Source organism: Mycobacterium sp. E3305, from assembly GCF_001666785.1.
Lineage (GTDB): Bacteria > Actinomycetota > Actinomycetes > Mycobacteriales > Mycobacteriaceae > Mycobacterium.
Genome location: NZ_LZJA01000113.1, coordinates 1 through 17999, shown reverse-complemented (window position 1 = coordinate 17999; position 17999 = coordinate 1). Strand labels below are relative to the sequence as shown.

Genomic DNA, 17999 nt, shown 5'->3' with positions numbered 1-17999 from the left:
ATCTCCCTTCGCGCGGTATCGGCTGTTCGGACGTCGAACAGTACACGCAAAAGATCGGCCGAAGGCAATGATTCCGGGCCCGCGCACATCGCCGAGTTGCCCACGCGGGCAACGGGTCGGCGGTTATCCCGCGTAGCGGGAGAGCCGGGCGGAAAGGTGCGGCACCAGGCCGCCGTCTGCGTCCACCCGCTCCTCGACGTAGGCCAGGTCGCCGCCCTCGACGATGCCGTAGAGCCGTTTGGCGCCACCGACCAGGACGCCCGACCGGCTGCGGGCAAGTGCGTCGGTCACCAGCTCCCACGACGACTGATTGCGCGGTCGGCCGTAGAACAGCTCCACATAGCCGGCCGAATGGGCCAGCAGTAACTCGATCGCCTGGGATTCGCTGGGATCGTCGGGATCGCTGACGAAACGCCAGAACCCGGTCTCCCGCAGGCCGCGCTCCTGGTAGTCGCCCGCCTCGCTGAGCCGCCACGAGCGGGATTCCCAATTCAGGTAGTCGCCGCCGTCGTGCGAAACCACGATCTGCTGGCCGAACCGGTAATCCCCGTCGTGTGCGCGGCCCTCGCCGTGCCCGCGCCACACACCCACCAGCGGCAACAGCGCCAGCAGGGCGTCGTTCAGGTTGGCGCCTTCACGCAAGTTGGCGGTGTCGGCGGGAAGCGGCAGATCGTCGAAGGCGGGAATGTTGCGGCCGGCGGTCAGCTTGGCGCGCTCAGCGGCGGCAGCCACCGCGCGATCGCCGGAGCTCGCAGAACCCAGTGGTTCGTCAGAAGTCGTCCGCCACTCCTCACCGTCGCTAGCGGAAGGTACCCCCACCGGATCGTCGTCCGCGCGAGTCACGATTCGTCGGTGATGAGCCGGTACAGCGTGTACAGCGCGAACCATGAGATCACCACGACGGCCACGACCAGCATGATCTCGAAGAAGAGCACCACGGGGACAAGTCTATTCGCCCCGCGCGATCCCGGTCAGGGCAGCCGGGGTCTCAGGCGATCTTGACGTCCACCTCGTGGATGCCGGCGCCCGACGGACTCACCACGGCGTTCCCGTTGCCGGAGGCCGACAGCGCGCGCAGCGTCCAGGACCCCGGCGCCGCGAAGAACCGGAAGTCACCCGTTGCCGACGCGACGACCTCGGCGGTGAACTCGTCAGACGAGTCGAGCAGGCGGACGAAGGCGCCGCCCACCGCCTGGCCATCGCTGTCCACGACGCGGCCGGTGATCACCGTTTCCTTCTCCAAGTCGACGCTGGCGGGCAACGTCACTCCTTGTTTCGGGGCAGAGCACATATCAGCTTCCCAACTCGATCGGGGCACCCACCAGGGAGCCGTATTCCGTCCAACTTCCGTCGTAGTTCTTGACGTTTTTGTGGCCGAGTAATTCCCGGAGCACGAACCAGGTATGCGAAGACCGCTCGCCGATCCGGCAATACGCGATCGTTTCCTTGGAGCCGTCCAGGCCGGCGTCGGCGTAGAGCTTGGCCAATTCGTCGTCGGACCTGAACGTGCCGTCCTCGTTGGCCGCCTTGCTCCACGGCACGTTGATCGCCCCGGGGATGTGGCCGGGCCGCTGGCTCTGCTCCTGCGGCAGATGCGCCGGCGCCAGGATCTTGCCCGAGAACTCGTCGGGCGAACGCACGTCGACCAGGTTCTTGGTGTTGATGGCCGCGATGACCTCGTCGCGGAACGCGCGGATGCTGTTGTCCGGCGCGGCCGCGGTGTACGAGGTGGCCGGCCTGCTGACGGTGTCGCTGGACAGCGCGCGCCCGTCGAGCTCCCACTTCTTGCGGCCGCCGTCGAGCAGCTTGACGTCGGCGTGCCCGTACAGCTTGAAATACCAGTAGGCGTAGGCGGCGAACCAGTTGTTATTGCCGCCGTAGAGGATCACGGTGTCGTCGTTGGCGACGCCACGTTCGCTGAGCAGCTTCGAAAACTGCTGCGCGTCGACGAAGTCGCGCTTGACGGGGTCCTGCAAGTCGGAACGCCAGTCGAGCCTGATCGCACCGGGGATGTGGCCGGTGTCGTATGCGCTGGTGTCCTCGTCGACTTCAATGAAGACGACGCCGGCGGCGTCGAGATTGCTCTCGGCCCAGTCCGCGGAGACCAGGACGTCGGAGCGTGCCATGCGGTGATCCTTTCGATCGCTTTCTATGAACGGGTCATGCCGTGCGCGCGGCGCCTCGGAAGCGCGCCACCAGCGGGTAGAGCTGGCAGCCCAGGCAGATGCCGAAGGCCGCATTCAGGAAGGCGGCGGTCAGCGCCGCGGCGGTGGCGATGACGCCGACCACGAAGGCGCCCGCGGCGAACGCGACGACGCCGACGACCGCGAAGACCAGGCCGACGAGTTGGGCGAACTTCAGCGGTGCCACCGGTTCGCGTTCCCCGACGGGCCCGAGCCGGGGCGCCACGAAGCGAGCGAAGATCCGCCCGTACGGGTGCTTGCGCGGGCCGCCGACGGCTCCGATGGCGAAGATGATCGCTTGGACGCCGAGAATCGCCGCCGCCGCCAGCGGACTGACGGCGGAGAAGGCGAGGGTGATCACCAGGACTGCGGTCGTGACCCAGGCGGCGAACCTGGGACCCCGCACGTCGACGACGTCTGGCTGGGTGGTGGTGTTGCTGCTCGGCACGGTACTACTCCTGGATACGCCTGTTGCTTATGGGAACGAACGACGGGAGACGGGCCTCGGTAACGTTCCGGGGTTGCTCCGAGTGCTTACGCGAAAGCGCGCGGCGACTCAGCAGCTACAGCGACAGCAACAGCCCGCGGTGCGGCACAGATCGACTGCGCGGCGTTGGGTGAGCAGGGGCTCAAGGCGGGCTAGCACGTCGGCAAGCTTACCGAATGACCGACGGCGATCAAATTTGCGGCGGGTGCCGCTCACCCCGCGCGCCCCGGCGATGACCGGGTCACGACTGCTTGAAGCCGTCCAGGCTGACGGTGACCCCGTAGCCGATGCCCTCGATGATCACGTCGGAGCCGCGCGCCCCCTCGGTCTTGGGTGCCACCCCGAAGGGAAGCCGCTGGTTGGGCACCCGGGTCGTGAAGGCCCGCAGCACCGCATCCCGCTTGTCATCCGGAACCGGTTGATCCGCGGTGTCCGCGCCGGTCAGAACGCCGGTCGGGGTGATCACCAGCGTCGCCTGGTCGTCCGGGGCGATGGACAGGTCCACCGAGACGCTGACCCGGTGTTCGAAGTCGGCCGAGTGCGGGGTGCCGCTGAACACCACACCGTGGCTGTCGGAGATGCCCGACGCGGTGACGCCACCGGTGGCGGTGTTGGTTTCCTTGGGGGGCGCCTCGACCATCAGATCGCTGATGCCCAGGTACCGGCCCAGGTGCGTCGAGTCGATGATGACGCGGCTCTCCAGTTTGCCCACCGGCAGCTTGGCATCGGGCCCGATCAGCCACGACGCGTGGCTCAGGTCGACCGAGTACATCGTGGCTTCGAGGGTGGCCTTGCCGACCGTCGCGTGGTCGACGGCGTTGGCCTTGATCTCCAGCTGGTTGTAGTGGTCGCGCATCGCCTGCGGGATGAACGGAAACGCCACGATCGCGACGAACGGGTCGGACCGCAAATGGGCCGCTTTGCGCACGCTGCACGACAGCCGGTATTCGGCGTAGATGCTGCTCCCGTAGTCCACGGCGACTGCCCCGGCCACCACCACGGCCACGGCGATCGCCACGCCCGCCACCGCCACCGCCACCTTGCGCACCCGCACATTGTCGCGTAACCCTGAGCCCGAGCTGTCGCGGACCACCCGGGTGGCGGCGCTCACACTGCGTCGTCGCCGCACCAAAGTGGCAGGTGGCAAGTTATCGTTAGATGACCTGGCAACTAACGCGTCGTTGCGTTGCGAATTGTGAAGATGCCGTTCTCCCGAGTTGGAGGGGCTAGTTGGAGCTATTACTGCTGACCTCGGAGCTGCATCCCGACCCGGTCCTGCCGTCGTTGTCGTTGCTTCCCCACGCCGTCCGGACGGCGCCTGCGGAACCGTCCTCGTTGCTCGAGGCCGGGACAGCGGACGCCGTACTGGTGGATGCGCGCACCGACCTGTCGTCGGCGCGCGGACTCTGCCGTCTGCTGAGCACCGCCGGCCGTTCGGTCCCCGTCCTGGCCATTGTGAGCGAAGGCGGCCTGGTGGCGGTCAGCGCGGACTGGGGGCTGGACGAGATCCTGCTGCCGAGCACCGGGCCCGCCGAGATCGATGCCCGGCTGCGGCTGGTTGTGGGTCGCCGTGGCGGGCTGGCCGACCAGGAAAGTGCCGGCAAGGTGAGCCTGGGCGAGCTGGTGATCGACGAGGGCACCTACACCGCGAGGTTGCGGGGCCGCCCACTCGATCTGACCTACAAAGAGTTCGAGCTGCTCAAATACCTGGCGCAGCACGCGGGACGCGTCTTCACCCGCGCGCAGCTGTTGCACGAAGTGTGGGGATACGACTTCTTCGGCGGCACCCGCACCGTCGACGTGCACGTGCGTCGCCTGCGCGCCAAGCTCGGCCCCGAATACGAGGCGTTGATCGGGACCGTTCGCAACGTCGGCTACAAGGCCGTCCGGCCGGCACGAGGACGCGCGCCGATCGCGGACTCGGCGGAGGACGAACCCGCCGACGACATCGAGTCCGACTCCGAGGATTTGCAACAGCCGCTGGGCGACCCGTTGCGCAGTCAGTGACCGCGCCCGCCTGGCGCCCGACGCTGACCGCTGACGAACAACGGCAGATACGCGAACTCATCACGGCCGCAACCGAATTCGACGGAGTCGCGCCCGTCGGTGAACAAGTGCTGCGCGAATTGCCGCACGACCGCACCGGGCACCTGCTGACCACCGGGCCCGACGGGGTCGTCGGCTACCTCAATCTGTCGCGCGACCCAGAAGCGGCGATGGCGGAACTGGTGGTCCACCCCCGCGCCCGCAGACAAGGTTTCGGGACCGCGCTGGCGCGGGCGGCGTTGGCCGAGACCGCCGCAAGCAACCGGTTCTGGGCGCACGGCACGCTCGAGCCCGCCCGCGCCACCGCGGCCGCGCTCGGTCTGGTTGCGGTCCGCGAGCTGCTGCAGATGCGACGCACGCTGCGCGACATCCATGACTTGGTGCGCCCCGTGGCCGGGGTGCGGGTCCGCACCTACGCGGGCACCTCCGACGACGCCGAGCTGCTGCGCGTCAACAACGCCGCCTTCGCCGACCACCCCGAACAGGGCGGCTGGACCGAAGCCCAGCTGGCCGAGCGGCGCGACGAACCGTGGTTCGACCCGGCCGGTCTGTTCCTGGCGTTCGACGACTCCGATACCAAACAGGCGGGCAAGCTGCTGGGCTTCCACTGGACCAAGGTGCACCCCGATCAGCCCGGCTTGGGCGAGGTCTACGTGGTAGGCGTCGATCCGGCCGCGCAGGGCCGGGGCATGGGTCAGATGCTGACGGCCATCGGCATCGAGTCGTTGGCGCACCGGCTGGCCGGTGCGGCAGATCCGACCGTGCTGCTCTACGTGGAGTCCGACAACCGCGCCGCGGTGCGCACCTACCAGCGCCTGGGTTTCACCACCTACAGCGTGGACACCGCCTACGCGGTCGCCTCGGCCGACTGACCACGGGCGGGAGGCGGGCTCTTGCCCCCGGTTGTTCACCTGCGCTTGCTAGTGACAAGTAGCCGTGGGCTGCGGCGGAGCATAATTTCGCGACGACCTGGCAACCTCATGGGAGACGGCCGGCGGCACGCGGGCACGACAACGCGTCAGGAAGCGAGATCGGTGAGGCTCGACAGGGGAGGCAGGGCGCTGGCCGCGCTGGTCGTGGCGGTGGCCGTAGGCAGCGGCGCGCTGACCGGCTGTGGCAGCGATCAGAACCGCCGCGGGGCGTCGCCCGCGGCCGCGTCCGGGCCCACGGGCACTGCGGGGTGCAGCGGTAAGAACAAGCTGACGGCGGAGGGTTCGACGGCACAACAGAACGCGATGGCGCTGTTCAACCAGGTCTGGGGGCAGTACTGCCCGGGCAAGAGCGTGTCGTACAACCCGACCGGTTCCGGCGCCGGGCGCGAGCAGTTCATCGCCGGCCATGTCGACTTCGCGGGCGCCGATTCCCCGCTCGCCGCGGACCAGATCGGTCCGGCCTCCGCGCGCTGCGATGGAAACCCGGCCTGGGACCTGCCGCTGGTGTTCGGGCCGATCGCCCTGGTCTACAACCTCGCCGGGGTGCCCGGGTTGGTGGTCAGCAGCGACGCGCTGGCCAAGATCTTCAGCGGGCGGATCATGGCGTGGAACGACCCGATCCTGGCCGCCCTCAATCCCGGCGTCGCACTGCCCGACACCAAGATCACGCCGATCTACCGGACGGACTCGTCGGGAACCACCGACAACGTGCAGAAGTTTCTGACGGCCGCCGCACCGCAGAGCTGGACCAAGGGCGTGGGCACCGAGTTCCAGGGCGGGGTCGGCGAGGGGGCCACCAAGTCGGCCGGTGTCGTGCAGGCGGTGCGGGCCACCCCGGGCGCGATCGGTTACGTCGAGAAGGGCTTCGCCGACCAGGCCGGCCTGCCCTACGCCCAAATCGGCACCAACAAGGGTGGCGTCATCCCGCTCACCAACGAGACCGCCGGGAACGCCGTGCGGGCGGCCAATTTCGTCGGCGCCGGCAACGACCTGGTGCTCGACCTGAATGCGATGTACAGCTCCCAGGACCCGCGGTCCTACCCGCTGGTTCTGGCGACGTACGAGATCGTCTGCTCGAAGGGCTCCGACGCGGACACCTCAGGGGCCATCAGGTCGTTCCTCACGGTGGCCGCCGGCAGCGGGCAGGCCGACCTTCCCTCGGCCGGCTATGTTCCGCTGCCCGATAAGGTCAAAGAGCGGCTGGTTGCCGCGATCAACGCCCTGCAGTGACCGAGTGGCCCCGGGCGTAAGGAGCGACAGAACTGTGCCGGGATCACGGTGACCACGCCAAACCCCACCGACGCCGGCTCGGGCGCGACCGTGGCCGCGCCGTTCCCCGAGGCGCCGCTGATTCCGATCAACCCGTGGGGACAGACCCGCCCACACGTCGGGGATCGGGTGTTCCGCTGGCTCGCCAACGGTTCGGGCCTGCTGATCGTGGTGGTGATCGGCGCGATCGGCGGATTCCTGCTGCTGCGCGCGATACCGGCGTTGAAGCGCAACCGGGAGAACTTCTTCACCTACGACGGCAACTGGGTCACCACCGACACCTCGGCGATGCACTTCGGCATCTCCGATCTGCTGAAGGTCACCGTGTTCGTGTCGGCGTTCGCGTTGCTGCTCGCCATGCCGGTCGCGCTGGGCGTCGCCATCTTCATCACGCAGTACTCGTCGCGGCGCACGGCCAGCCCGTTGGCCTATGCCGTCGATCTGCTGGCCGGGGTTCCCTCCATCATCTACGGCGCGTGGGGCCTCTACGTCCTGGCGCCGCAGTTGCGACCCGTCGCCACCTGGCTCAACCGATCGCTTGGTTGGTGCTTTTTGTTCGCCGACGGCAACACGTCGGTGGCCGGTGGCGGCACCATCTTCACCGGCGGCATCGTCCTGGCGGTGATGATCCTGCCGATCATCACCGCCGTCACCCGCGAGGTGTTCGTCCAGACACCGCATGAGCAGATCGAGGCCATGCTGGCGCTCGGCGCCACCCGCTGGGAAGTGGTGAAGACGATCGTGCTGCCGTTCGGGTGGTCGGGCTACATCAGCGCGGCGGTGCTGGGGCTGGGCCGCGCCCTGGGGGAGACGGTCGCGCTGCTGATCATCCTGCGCGGCACCCAGGCAATGTTCGGCTGGTCACTGTTCGACGGGGGCTCTACCGTCGCGACCAAGATTGCGGGCACCGCCGCCCAATTCAACGACCAATACAAGGCCGGCGCGTACATCGCCGCGGGACTGGCGCTTTTCGTGCTCACGTTCCTCGTCGACGCCCTGGCGCGTGGCGCCGCGGCCGGTACCCGATGGGGCGCCCGATGACCTCGATGCTGGACCGCCCGCTGAAGCCGCGCACGTTCTCGCGGCCGAGCCGGCGCCGACGGGCCGCGGATCACGTTGCGCTGGCACTGGTTTCGCTGTCGATGGTGATCGCGGTGACACCCCTGCTGCTGGTGCTGTACTCGGTGGTCGCCAAGGGGTCCAGGGCGATTGCATCGACCGTTTGGTGGACGCACTCGCAAGCGGGCATGACCGCCTTCGTGGCCGGCGGCGGCGCCTACCACGCGATCGTGGGCACGCTGTTGCAGGGATTGGTATGTGCGGTCATCTCCATCCCGGTCGGCATCATGCTCGCGATCTACCTGACCGAATACGGCGGCGGCACCGCGCTGGGCAGGCTGGCCACGTTCATGGTCGACATCCTGAGCGGAGTGCCCTCGATCGTGGCGGCTTTGTTCGTCTACGCCCTGTTCGTTGCCACGCTGGGCATGCCCCGCTCCGAGTTCGCGGTGTCGTTGGCCCTGGTCCTGTTGATGCTCCCGGTGATCGTGCGAGCCACCGAGGAGATGCTGCGAATCGTCCCGGTGGATCTGCGCGAGGCCAGCTATGCGCTCGGCGTACCGAAGTGGAAGACGATCCTGCGGGTGGTGATCCCCACCGGGCTGTCCGGCATCATCACCGGCATCATGCTGGCGACGGCCCGGGTGATGGGCGAGACGGCGCCGCTGCTGATCTTGGTCGGCTACGCGCAGTCTATGAACTTCGACATCTTCAGTGGCTTCATGGGGACGCTACCCGGCATGATGTACAACCAGACCAGCGCCGGCGCGGGCGTGAGCCCGGTCCCCACGGATCGGTTGTGGGGTGCCGCCCTAACCCTCATCCTGGTGATCGCCACAATCAATGTCGGGGCCCGAGTGATAACGAAATTGCTCGGCACCAAGAAGTCATAGGTAGGAGCAGTCAGTGGCCAAACGGTTGGACCTCAAAGCCGTCAACATCTACTACGGTTCGTTTCACGCGGTCGCGGATGTGACGCTGTCGATCCTGCCGCGCAGCGTCACGGCGTTCATCGGCCCGTCGGGTTGCGGCAAGACGACGGTGCTGCGCACGCTCAACCGGATGCATGAGGTGGTCCCCGGCGGGCGCGTTGAGGGCAACGTGCTCCTCGACGACGAGGACATCTACGGCGCCGGAGTCGACCCGGTCGGCGTGCGCCGGGCGATCGGAATGGTGTTTCAGCGGCCGAACCCGTTCCCCGCCATGTCGATTCGTGACAACGTGGTGGCGGGTTTGAAGCTGCAGGGTGTGCGCAATCGCAAGGTGCTCGACGAGACGGCCGAGTACTCGCTGCGCGGGGCGAACCTGTGGGATGAGGTCAAGGACCGGTTGGACAGGCCGGGCGGAGGGTTGTCCGGCGGGCAGCAACAGCGCTTGTGTATCGCGCGGGCGATCGCCGTGCAGCCAGACGTGCTGCTCATGGACGAGCCGTGCTCCGCGCTGGACCCGATTTCGACGATGGCCATCGAGGAACTGATCAGCGAGCTCAAGCAGGACTACACCATCGTCATCGTCACCCACAACATGCAGCAGGCCGCGCGGGTCAGCGACTACACCGCGTTCTTCAACCTGGAGGCCGTCGGCAAGCCGGGGCGGTTGATCGAGGTCGACGACACCGAGAAGATCTTCTCCAACCCCAGCCAGAAGGCGACGGAGGATTACATCTCCGGCCGCTTCGGCTGATCCGGCCGCCTATTGCGAGGCCGGTTTCGTCTCCTCTTCGGGGAGCTTTCCGGTCGCCTGAAAGATGACGCGCCTGGCCACTTCGACGGCGTGGTCGGCGAAGCGCTCGTAGAACCGGCCCAGCAGGGTGACATCGACCGCGGCCGCCACCCCGTACTTCCATTCGCGGTCCATCAGCACCGAGAACAGGTGGCGGTGCAGATCGTCCATCGCGTCGTCCTCTTCGCGAATCCGGGCGGCCTTCTCCGGATCGCGGGACATCACCACCTCTTGCGCGCTGTTGCCCAATTCGACTGCGACCCGGCCCATTTCGGCGAAGTAGCCGTTGACCTCTTCGGGGAGCGCGTGCTGGGGGTGCCTGCGGCGGGCGATCTTTGCGACGTGCAGGGCCAGCGCGCCCATCCGGTCGATGTCGGCCACCATCTGGATCGCGCTCACGATGGACCGCAGGTCACCGGCGACCGGTGCCTGCAAGGCCAGCAGCACGAAGGCGCTCTCCTCGGCGCGAGCGCTCAGCGTGGCGATCTTTTCGTGGTCGGAGATCACTTGTTCGGCCAGCACCAGGTCGGCCTGCAACAGGGCTTGGGTGGCTCGCTCCATCGCGATACCCGCCAGCCCGCACATCTCGCCGAGCTGCTCGGATAACTCCGAGAGCTGCTCGTGGTAGGCGGTCCGCATACCGCCAAGCCTACGTTCTCGGGGCCGAAAACGGGCGGCGGAGCGCCCAAAAGCGCTTACTCGCAGGTGGTATCGGCAGCGTTGGTGACGGTCAGGTCCTCGGGGAGCTTGGCCGGTGCGCTGCCGGAGCCGCGTTCGATCTGCAGGCTGATCGATGATCCGCTCGGCTGCGGGGTGGCGACCGACTTGAAGTCGGGTCCGAGCACCACCTGAACGACCTGCCCGTAGCCGGAAACGCGCTGAACCCTCGCGTTGGCGAACGACGACGCGACGGTCGCCGCGGCCTGCTCGTTGCCGGCCGAGAACAACACCGTCGTCGTGTTGATCGAGCTCGGATAATCGTCCGGCGTCATCACGTTGAAGCCATTGCGCTTGAGCTGGCTGGTGGCCGTGGCGGCCAGGCCACTCTGCGTCGTCGCGTTGGACACCCGCACCGTGACGTCGCCCGGCGTGGTCGTGGTCACCTGCTCGTGCCGGGCCTCCGGGGCCGCGGTGGGGGCCGGCGTTTGCTTGGGGGCGGGCGCCTTCGTCTGACCGGACTTGTCGTCGGATGTTCCCAAATTCTTTGCGTTCTGGTCGTTTTCCTCGGGCAGCGGATCGTCGTTGATGATGGCGTCGAACAGCGCCCGCATGTCGCCCATGCGCGGCGGTTCGTCGCCGTTCTGGTCGGTCACGCCGGTCGGCACCGTGACGAAGGTGACGTGCCCGGCCGCCATCCCCTGCAACGACTGACCGAGCTGGATCAGGTCCTTCGACTGCACGTTGTCGACGACGGTGTCGCTGATGAACATGTTGACGACGTTGTTGAGCTTGTTGAGGTCGAGCAGGGTGTCCTCGGAGATCAGCGAGCGCAGCAGCGACGACAGGAACAGCTGCTGGCGTTTGATCCGGCCGTAGTCCCCGTTGGTTTCGGTGGTGACCTGGCGGGCCCGCACGTAATTCAGGGCGGTCGGGCCGTCGAGGACTTGGCGGCCGCCGTGATCGAGCACCGTGCCCAGCTCATAGTCGTGCAACGCGGATTTCGAGCACACCTCCACGCCGCCCAGGGCGTCGACCATCTTGGCGAACCCGGCGAAGTCCACGGCGATGAAGCGGTTGATGCTCAACCCGGACAATTTCTGGATCTCTTTGACCAGACATTTCGGGCCGCCGAAGGCGAATGCCGAGTTCAGTTTGGTCTCCGTGTAAACCATTTTCGGGCCCCAGGTCTTGGTCTTCGCGTCGTAAAGGGGCCCGTACTTGCCCGTGTCTGGGTTCCATGCCTCGCATTGCATCGGGGTGATCGCCAGGTCGCGGGGGAACGACACCGCCACCACCCGTTTGCGGTTGGCCGGAATGTTGACCAGCATCACCGTGTCCGATCGCGCGCCCCCGGCGTCTTCGGTGTCACCGGCGCCCATGTTGGCGTTCTCGCCGGCGCGCGAGTCCATGCCGACGATCAAGAAGTCTTCGTCGCCGTATTGCCCGTTGCGGTCGCGAATGTCATCCGACCCCTGGTCGAGCGCGCTGACGGTGTTGAGCCGGGCGTTCTTGGACGTGCTCCACTGCCACGCCCCGCCGGTCAACGCCACGGCCAGCACGGCAAACAGCGCCGCCACCGAGCGAGCGGCCAGCAGCATCGGGCGGTGGCGGCGGCGCGGTTTAGGCGCGTGATCGTCGGGAGTTCCCTCGGCTGGCGGCCCGTCGCCGTTTCGGCCGTCGCCGGCCTCGAGGTCGGGAAGCTCCGAGATTACGTCGAGCGAGTAGGCGAGGTCCTCGATAACCTGCGTCTGCTGCAACTCGACCGGGAGGTCCGATTCGGCCTCGGCGGGCCCGGGTTCGGGCTCCGGTTCGAGTTCGAGTTCGGGTTCGGGCTCCGGTTCGGCGTGGCGGTGCGTGGACCGGCCGGTCGACGGGGCGCCCAGCTTCGCGATCAGGTCGGCGACGCTGAGCCCCCCGCCGGTGTGTGACCCGGATCCTTCGTCGTCGGCTGCGGACGGCTGGACGGTCTCGACGGCGGCGCCGGTCTGCCATAGGTGCAGGCTGTAGTCGGACGGGGGCTCGGAGAACCGCTCCCACGGGGCGGCGCCCAGCGCGGCCCGCCGAGCGTCGCGAGTGGCGTCCTCGGCGTCACTCATGTCCTACCGGCCTCCGAAGCTCTGATGCGGATGTCAGCGTGTCCGTGCGCAATGCCGTCCCAGCGCTCGGCATTCTCGGCGCTGCGGCTCGTGCCACCCGTGGGTGGCACTCCTTTGTCGCGCTCCGACGGCGGTGCGTTACCGATCCGCCAGAACGCGCCATGCAGCAAGGTCCACATCGTACTGAGTTATCGGTCCGGACGCGATTTCGAGCGGTCGATCAGCCGCCGGAGTGCATCACGTCGGCGCCGGCCGGCACGGTGCAGTCGTCGGGGTCCGTCAGCCAGCCTTCGGGCAGCGCCACGCGGGCGGGTGACCCCTGCCGGCCCCGGGGGCCGCTCGCCGCGTCCGGGAAGGGGACCGTGCCGTCCAATTGGCTTAGCAGAGAATCGAGTTCGTCGAGCGTCTTGACCATCGCCAGCGCCCGGCGCAGCCCCGAGCCGGCCGGAAAGCCGTGCAGGTACCACCCGATGTGCTTGCGGATGTCGCGCATGCCCTTGTCCTCGCCGAAGTGCGCGGCCAGCAGCCGCCCGTGTCGGCGGACGATGTCGGCGACTTCACCCAACGTGGGCGGGGTGGGGGCCGGGCTCCCGGTGAACGCGGCCGAGAGTTCGGCGAAAAGCCAGGGGCGACCCAAGCAGCCGCGGCCGATGACGACGCCGTCGCAGCCGGTTTTGGCCATCATCGCCAGCGCGTCGCTGGCGTCGTAAATGTCGCCGTTACCCAACACCGGAATCGTCGTCACGTGCTGCTTGAGCAGCGCGATCTGTTCCCAGTCGGCGGTGCCGGAGTAGCGCTGCGCCGCCGTGCGGGCGTGCAGCGCGACGGCGGCGGCGCCCTCGGTCTCGGCGATGCGGCCGGCGTCGAGGTGCGTGTGATGCTCGTCGTCGATGCCGACGCGGAACTTGACGGTCACCGGCACCCCGGAACCCTCGGCGGCACGCACGGCCGCCGCGACGATCTGGCCGAACAGCCGCCGCTTGTACGGCAGCGCGGCGCCGCCGCCGCGTTTGGTCACCTTGGGCACCGGACAGCCGAAATTCATGTCGATATGGTCGGCCAGGCCCTCGTCGACGATCATTCGGGCGGCGTCGTACGTGGTCGCCGGGTCGACCGTGTAGAGCTGCAACGAGCGTGGCGACTCATCGGGAGCGAACGTGGTCATGTGCATGGTGACCGGGTGGCGCTCGACGAGGGCGCGCGCCGTCACCATCTCGCAGACGTAGAGCCCGCTGACGGTGCCGGCCTTCGACCGCTCGAGCTCACGACACAGCGTTCGGAATGCGACGTTGGTCACGCCCGCCATCGGGGCCAGCACCACCGGGCTGGCGAGCGTGATGGGACCGATGCGCAACGCTGGGTTACCGGCGGCTCATTGCCAGCTTGCCGGCGGTCTGGTGCAGCTCGAACGCGGTGGTCTTCTTGCCGGTGCGGGCTTCACGCTCGAGCTGGCGCTGCTTCGAGATCTCGAACTTGTCGCAGGCCTGCTCGAGTTCCTTGATCAGCAAGGCGAGGTCGTCGCGCATCGCCGCCGCCTCGCCGGTGAAGTCCTCGCGCTCGAAGATGCGCCATTTCTTCAGGACGGGCATGACGACGTCGTCGAGGTGGATGCGCGGGTCGTAGACGCCGCCGACGGCGATGAAGACGGCCTTGCGCCGGAACTCGGGGACCTGGTAGCCGGGCATCTGGAAGTTGCGCAGCACCTTGTGCAGCTCTTTCATTGCCTGATTGGGCGCAATCTCGAACCCGGCCTCGCTGACGTCGCGGTAGAAGATCATGTGCAGGTTCTCGTCGGCGGAGATCTTCTGCAGCAACTGGTCGGCGATGGTCTCGTTGCAGGCCTTGCCGGTGTTGCGGTGTGAAATCCGGGTCGCCAGCTCCTGGAAGGTCACGTAGATGACCGAGTCGAACAGGCTCTCGGCGAACAGGTCGGCCCGCACCTGCTGGTTCTGGCCCGGGCTGAAGCCCCGGTTCACCACCTCGATGCGGAGTTTCTCCAGCTCGACGGGGTCCACGGCGCGGGTCACGACCAGGTAGTCGCGCAGCGCGATGCCGTGCCGGTTTTCTTCGGCGGTCCACCGGTTGACCCACTGGCCCCAGGCGCCGTCCAAGCCGAAGTTCATCGCGATCTCGCGGTGGTATGACGGCAGGTTGTCTTCCGTCATGAGGTTCTGCACCATCGCCACCTGGGCGAGGTCGGAGAGCTGGCTTTCCTCGGGGTGCCAGTCCTGCCCGCCCAGCGCGTAGAAGTTCTTCCCGTCGGACCACGGGATGTAGTCGTGCGGGTTCCAGTTCTTGTGCATGCTCTCGTGCCGGTTGAGGCATTTCTCGACCACCGGTTCGAGCTCGTGCAGCAGCTGTAGGTTTGTCAGCTCTGCTGACATGGGGGCCCCTCCAGTTATCTGTGTCGACGGGTAGCAGTCAATATATCTGTGTACCTCAGTAGCATCAAGCTGCCTGGCCGCGCGCCGCGTAACGGTTAGATCCCACATCCGGGGCGTTCAGCTCAGGTCGTAAGGGTTGCCGCCGGGGTGGAGTCGATAAACCGGCAGTCGCACTAGCCCAAGTCGGGGGCGGGCACGTACGGGGCGGCCGTGATGTACAGCATGTTGACGCAGTAGTCGATGAATTGTTTTCGCGTTGCACCGAGCTGCCCGTTCAGGTACGCGGTGAACAGGCTCGAAAGGCCGCCGACCAGGCTGGTGGCGATCATCTTCTCCAGCACCGGGTCACCGATCCGCGACAGCTTGCGCTGCAGCAGTTCGATGAAGTTGGGCATCCACTCCGCGCCAGACCGGGTCAGGATCGGTTCGACCGCCGGCGCCAGCAACAGCACCCGGCCGCGAACCGGGTCGTCGACCATCAGCTCGACGAACTTTTCGACGGCTTCCCGCGGGGTGTTCGCCGAAGTGAGCGTGTTCATCGCGCGCGTACACACGTCGTCGTAGACCGCGCGGACGAATTCGTCGCGGTCCGAGAAGCTTTCGTAGAAATACCGCTCCGTCAGGGCGGCCTCGCGGCACACCGCGCGCACGGTCAGCGCGGGCCGGCTGCCGCTGCCGAGCAATTGCACGCCGGCGGCGATGAGGTTGTCGCGACGGAGGGTGAGGCGATCCCCCAGGGGGACGCCGGTCCACCGGCCCCGTCGTTGACCGGACTGCACATCGCTCCTAAGCTAGAACTGACAACACGTGTAGTCAGATTTGCAGATACCCACAGGAATCCAATAGTGACCCAACATACGTCCGGACCCCGGCCGCTGACCAGCGACGTCGCCTGCGACGAATCGGGCGGACCCGCCGTGGCCGCCGGCTGCCCGGTGTCGCCCCTGGGCTACGAGGCGCCACCGGTCCCGCTGGGGCCCGACTCGCTGACGTGGCGGTATTTCGGTGATTGGCGCGGCATGCTGCAGGGCCCGTTCGCGGGATCCATGCAGAACATGCACCCGCAGTTGGGCGCCGCGGTGGAGCAGCACTCGACGTTCTTCCGCGAACCCCTGCCGCGGGTGATGCGGTCGCTGTATCCGATCGGCGGGGTGGTCTTCGACGGCGACCGCGCTCCGACGACGGGCGCCGAGGTCCGCGACTACCACACCGACATCAAGGGCGTGGACGACCAAGGCCGCCGGTATCACGCGCTGAATCCCGACGTCTTCTATTGGGCACACTCCACGTTCTTCATGGGCACGATTCTGGTGGCGGAGCGGTTCGGCGGCGGTCTGACGGAGGCCGACAAGCGGCAGCTCTTCGACGAACACATTCAGTGGTACCGGATGTACGGCATGAGCATGCGCCCGGTGCCCAAGACCTGGGAAGAGTTTCAGGAATACTGGGACCACATGTGCCGCAACGTATTAGAGGACAATTACGCGACGCGGGCCGTGCTCGATCTGACCATCTATGACAAGCTGCCGATCGCTCCCTGGCTCCCGGACTGGCTGTGGGGCGGCCTGACCAGGCTGTCGCGGCCGTTCTTCGTCTGGCTCACGGTGGGCTTGTATCACCCGGCCGTTCGCGAACGGTTGGGCTTTGAGTGGTCCGACCGCGACGAGTGGCTGCACCGGCGCTTCGGCAACCTGGTGCGCCTGGTCTTCGCGTTCGTGCCGCGCCGGTACCGCAAGCACCCGCGGGCCCGCGCCGGCCTCGACCGTGCTTCCGGGCGCATCCCGGCCGACGCGCCGCTGCCGCAGACGCCGGCACGCAACCTCCCGCCGGTGGCCGAGCGGGGCGACCCGAAGCATTACTGCCCCGTCTCCTGAGCGCCGGCGCCCGCGTTAGGCGTGGGTGTGACCGTGAACGTCCTCGACGCCGGCCTGGTGCACATGCTGATGGCTGTGCTCGGTGCCGTCGGTGTGGCTGTGGTGGTGCTCGTGCTCGACGTGGTCATGCTCGTGCGCGGTGTGCGCGTGCGCGTGGGTCAGGTCGCCATGCCCATGCTCGTGCGCGTGGGGCTGGTCGTGGGTGTGCTGGTCGGTCATCGGTGCCTCCTTGGATCAATCACTTGGTGCCGCCGCGCCGCCGGTTCGACGGTTGCGCTGCTTCGCCGACGGCCTTCAGGCCGCCGTCTCTGCGGTGATGACCGGGCACGCCCGGGCCGGCGTGTTCGGCGTTGAAGACGGCGTCGGTGACGAGCTGCCGGACGTGGTCGTTCTCCAGGCTGTAGAAGATCGTCGTTCCCTCGCGGCGGGTGCGGACCAGCCGCGCCATCCGCAGCTTGGCCAGGTGCTGGGAGACCGACGGCGCCGGCTTGCCCACGTGCTCGGCGAGTTCGTTGACCGACATCTCGCGCTCGGTCAGGGCCCACAGCGCTTGCACCCGGGTGGTGTCGGCCAGCATCCGGAAGACCTCGACCACCAGGCTCGTCTGATCCTCGGGTAAGCGGCCTGCGCCACTATCTGCATGCATACGCAGATAATACCCGGGGTGCCGCCGCTGCCCCGCGCGCCGCTCAGGGTGATGGGACCACCGTGGACCGCCGCTGGCCGCCGTTGCGCTCGTTCCAGAACCGGTAGACGTCCACCGCGCCCGCGTCGGGTTGGTAGCGCATCGGCAGGCGCCGCTGATCCCAGCTCTTGGCGAATTCGTCGTAGAAGGTGGACACCTCGAAGTACTTGCGGTCGTCGAGGTAATAGTCCTCGTATGCCTCGCGCGTGATCAGAAAGACGACTTCCTTCGGTGAGCAGTAGTACAGCGACCCCAGGCACATCGGGCACGGATGCGCCATGACATAGATCGTGCTGTCGACCAAGTGCTCGGTGCCCAGCTTTGTGCACGCTTCACGGATGGCCAGGATCTCGGCGTGGGCCGTCGGGTCGTTCGTCTGCGCCACTTTGTTGGCGCTCTCTGCGAGCACCTCGCCGTCCTGGACGATCACGGTGGCGAACGGGCGGCCGCCCTCCGCGACGTTTCGGCGGGCCAGGTCGATCGTCCGCTGGGCGAAGTCGGTCACAGGTCGCAGGGTAGTCCCGCGGGGCCAAACCGCCCTGCGATACTGACTAGATTGTCTATTTAATTCGGGGGCGAGAGGGAGCACGATGGCGCGCACC

General features: G+C 67.4%; 21 protein-coding genes. 7 read left to right on the top strand and 14 right to left on the bottom strand.

The annotated features are described in order from the left end of the window. Positions 1-123: 123 nt before the first annotated feature. The 6 genes from A5701_RS10405 to lmeA form a co-directional block, all read right to left on the bottom strand. Positions 124-843 carry an FABP family protein gene (locus A5701_RS10405; protein WP_231975362.1) on the bottom strand — a complete coding sequence of 240 codons (720 nt, stop codon included), beginning with the start codon at positions 841-843 and terminating at the stop codon, positions 124-126. A gap of 145 nt (positions 844-988) precedes the next feature. Beyond that, entirely contained in the window at positions 989-1291 is a 303-nt protein-coding gene (locus tag A5701_RS10400) for a DUF1416 domain-containing protein (RefSeq protein WP_067269500.1), read from the bottom strand. A 1-nt stretch (position 1292) separates the two neighbouring features. Beyond that, positions 1293-2126 carry a sulfurtransferase gene (locus tag A5701_RS10395; protein ID WP_067752190.1) on the bottom strand — a complete coding sequence of 278 codons (834 nt, stop codon included), beginning with the start codon at positions 2124-2126 and terminating at the stop codon, positions 1293-1295. A gap of 34 nt (positions 2127-2160) precedes the next feature. Then, positions 2161-2631 carry a DUF4395 domain-containing protein gene (locus tag A5701_RS10390; RefSeq protein WP_067752187.1) on the bottom strand — a complete coding sequence of 157 codons (471 nt, stop codon included), beginning with the start codon at positions 2629-2631 and terminating at the stop codon, positions 2161-2163. Positions 2632-2739: 108 nt separating this feature from the next. Continuing rightward, a complete protein-coding gene (locus A5701_RS29305; protein ID WP_368730642.1) occupies positions 2740-2829 on the bottom strand; it encodes an Ms5788A family Cys-rich leader peptide in 90 nt (29 codons plus the stop codon). Between the two features lie 82 nt (positions 2830-2911). Further along, positions 2912-3724 carry a mannan chain length control protein LmeA gene (lmeA, locus tag A5701_RS10385; RefSeq protein ID WP_067752228.1) on the bottom strand — a complete coding sequence of 271 codons (813 nt, stop codon included), beginning with the start codon at positions 3722-3724 and terminating at the stop codon, positions 2912-2914. A gap of 176 nt (positions 3725-3900) precedes the next feature. Between lmeA and A5701_RS10380 the strand changes: the two genes are divergently transcribed. The 6 genes from A5701_RS10380 to pstB all read left to right on the top strand — a co-directional run bounded on the left by A5701_RS10380 (position 3901) and on the right by pstB (position 9659). Then, the gene (locus tag A5701_RS10380) at positions 3901-4677 is read left to right on the top strand and encodes a response regulator transcription factor (protein ID WP_067752184.1); all 777 of its coding nucleotides are present in this window, start codon (positions 3901-3903) and stop codon (positions 4675-4677) included. After that, the gene (gene mshD / locus A5701_RS10375) at positions 4674-5588 is read left to right on the top strand and encodes a mycothiol synthase (protein ID WP_067752180.1); all 915 of its coding nucleotides are present in this window, start codon (positions 4674-4676) and stop codon (positions 5586-5588) included. The genes A5701_RS10380 and mshD overlap by 4 nt, the downstream gene beginning before the upstream one ends. Before the next feature lie 162 nt (positions 5589-5750). Further along, positions 5751-6878 carry a phosphate ABC transporter substrate-binding protein PstS gene (gene pstS, locus A5701_RS10370; RefSeq protein WP_067752177.1) on the top strand — a complete coding sequence of 376 codons (1128 nt, stop codon included), beginning with the start codon at positions 5751-5753 and terminating at the stop codon, positions 6876-6878. A 48-nt stretch (positions 6879-6926) separates the two neighbouring features. Beyond that, positions 6927-7958 carry a phosphate ABC transporter permease subunit PstC gene (gene pstC, locus A5701_RS10365; RefSeq protein WP_369807406.1) on the top strand — a complete coding sequence of 344 codons (1032 nt, stop codon included), beginning with the start codon at positions 6927-6929 and terminating at the stop codon, positions 7956-7958. Then, a complete protein-coding gene (gene pstA / locus A5701_RS10360) occupies positions 7955-8869 on the top strand; it encodes a phosphate ABC transporter permease PstA (RefSeq protein WP_067752225.1) in 915 nt (304 codons plus the stop codon). Before pstC ends, pstA begins: the two co-directional genes overlap by 4 nt. 13 nt (positions 8870-8882) lie before the next feature. Beyond that, a complete protein-coding gene (gene pstB / locus A5701_RS10355) occupies positions 8883-9659 on the top strand; it encodes a phosphate ABC transporter ATP-binding protein PstB (protein WP_067752171.1) in 777 nt (258 codons plus the stop codon). A 9-nt stretch (positions 9660-9668) separates the two neighbouring features. Here pstB and phoU read toward each other — a convergent pair whose 3' ends face one another. The 5 genes from phoU to A5701_RS10330 form a co-directional block, all read right to left on the bottom strand. Beyond that, the gene (phoU, locus tag A5701_RS10350; RefSeq protein ID WP_067752168.1) at positions 9669-10337 is read right to left on the bottom strand and encodes a phosphate signaling complex protein PhoU; all 669 of its coding nucleotides are present in this window, start codon (positions 10335-10337) and stop codon (positions 9669-9671) included. A 56-nt stretch (positions 10338-10393) separates the two neighbouring features. Further along, positions 10394-12454 carry an LCP family protein gene (locus tag A5701_RS10345; RefSeq protein WP_067752165.1) on the bottom strand — a complete coding sequence of 687 codons (2061 nt, stop codon included), beginning with the start codon at positions 12452-12454 and terminating at the stop codon, positions 10394-10396. A 220-nt stretch (positions 12455-12674) separates the two neighbouring features. Then, on the bottom strand, positions 12675-13808 hold the full coding sequence (gene dusB, locus A5701_RS10340) for a tRNA dihydrouridine synthase DusB (RefSeq protein ID WP_067752162.1): 1134 nt from the start codon (positions 13806-13808) through the stop codon (positions 12675-12677). Positions 13809-13815: 7 nt separating this feature from the next. Then, positions 13816-14838 carry an acyl-ACP desaturase gene (locus A5701_RS10335; protein ID WP_067752159.1) on the bottom strand — a complete coding sequence of 341 codons (1023 nt, stop codon included), beginning with the start codon at positions 14836-14838 and terminating at the stop codon, positions 13816-13818. Positions 14839-15011: 173 nt separating this feature from the next. Beyond that, positions 15012-15617, bottom strand: a complete 606-nt coding sequence (locus A5701_RS10330) for a TetR/AcrR family transcriptional regulator (protein WP_067752156.1) — start codon at positions 15615-15617, stop codon at positions 15012-15014. Between the two features lie 66 nt (positions 15618-15683). Between A5701_RS10330 and A5701_RS10325 the strand changes: the two genes are divergently transcribed. Then, positions 15684-16712, top strand: a complete 1029-nt coding sequence (locus A5701_RS10325; RefSeq protein ID WP_067752153.1) for an oxygenase MpaB family protein — start codon at positions 15684-15686, stop codon at positions 16710-16712. A 15-nt stretch (positions 16713-16727) separates the two neighbouring features. On the opposite strand, the gene A5701_RS10320 is transcribed toward A5701_RS10325, so the two are convergent. From A5701_RS10320 to A5701_RS10310, 3 genes are read right to left on the bottom strand one after another with little or no spacing between them, the layout of a single operon-like run. Further along, positions 16728-16931: a zinc transporter Slc39a7 gene (locus A5701_RS10320; RefSeq protein WP_067752150.1), complete on the bottom strand. Its 204-nt coding sequence runs from the start codon at positions 16929-16931 to the stop codon at positions 16728-16730. A 19-nt stretch (positions 16932-16950) separates the two neighbouring features. Next, the gene (locus A5701_RS10315; protein ID WP_082950072.1) at positions 16951-17358 is read right to left on the bottom strand and encodes a metalloregulator ArsR/SmtB family transcription factor; all 408 of its coding nucleotides are present in this window, start codon (positions 17356-17358) and stop codon (positions 16951-16953) included. 43 nt (positions 17359-17401) lie between these two features. After that, positions 17402-17902 carry a nucleoside deaminase gene (locus tag A5701_RS10310; RefSeq protein WP_067752146.1) on the bottom strand — a complete coding sequence of 167 codons (501 nt, stop codon included), beginning with the start codon at positions 17900-17902 and terminating at the stop codon, positions 17402-17404. Positions 17903-17999 lie beyond the last annotated feature (97 nt).

What these genes read in the sequence shown, in the direction of transcription:
- phoU (WP_067752168.1), bottom strand. Translation starts at nt 10,337, where the DNA reads ATGCGGACCGCCTACCACGAGCAGCTCTCGGAGTTATCCGAGCAGCTC.
- A5701_RS10320 (WP_067752150.1), bottom strand. Translation starts at nt 16,931, where the DNA reads ATGACCGACCAGCACACCCACGACCAGCCCCACGCGCACGAGCATGGG.
- A5701_RS10335 (WP_067752159.1), bottom strand. Translation starts at nt 14,838, where the DNA reads ATGTCAGCAGAGCTGACAAACCTACAGCTGCTGCACGAGCTCGAACCG.
- A5701_RS10315 (WP_082950072.1), bottom strand. Translation starts at nt 17,358, where the DNA reads ATGCATGCAGATAGTGGCGCAGGCCGCTTACCCGAGGATCAGACGAGC.
- A5701_RS10395 (WP_067752190.1), bottom strand. Translation starts at nt 2,126, where the DNA reads ATGGCACGCTCCGACGTCCTGGTCTCCGCGGACTGGGCCGAGAGCAAT.
- A5701_RS10400 (WP_067269500.1), bottom strand. Translation starts at nt 1,291, where the DNA reads ATGTGCTCTGCCCCGAAACAAGGAGTGACGTTGCCCGCCAGCGTCGAC.
- pstA (WP_067752225.1), top strand. Translation starts at nt 7,955, where the DNA reads ATGACCTCGATGCTGGACCGCCCGCTGAAGCCGCGCACGTTCTCGCGG.
- A5701_RS10345 (WP_067752165.1), bottom strand. Translation starts at nt 12,454, where the DNA reads ATGAGTGACGCCGAGGACGCCACTCGCGACGCTCGGCGGGCCGCGCTG.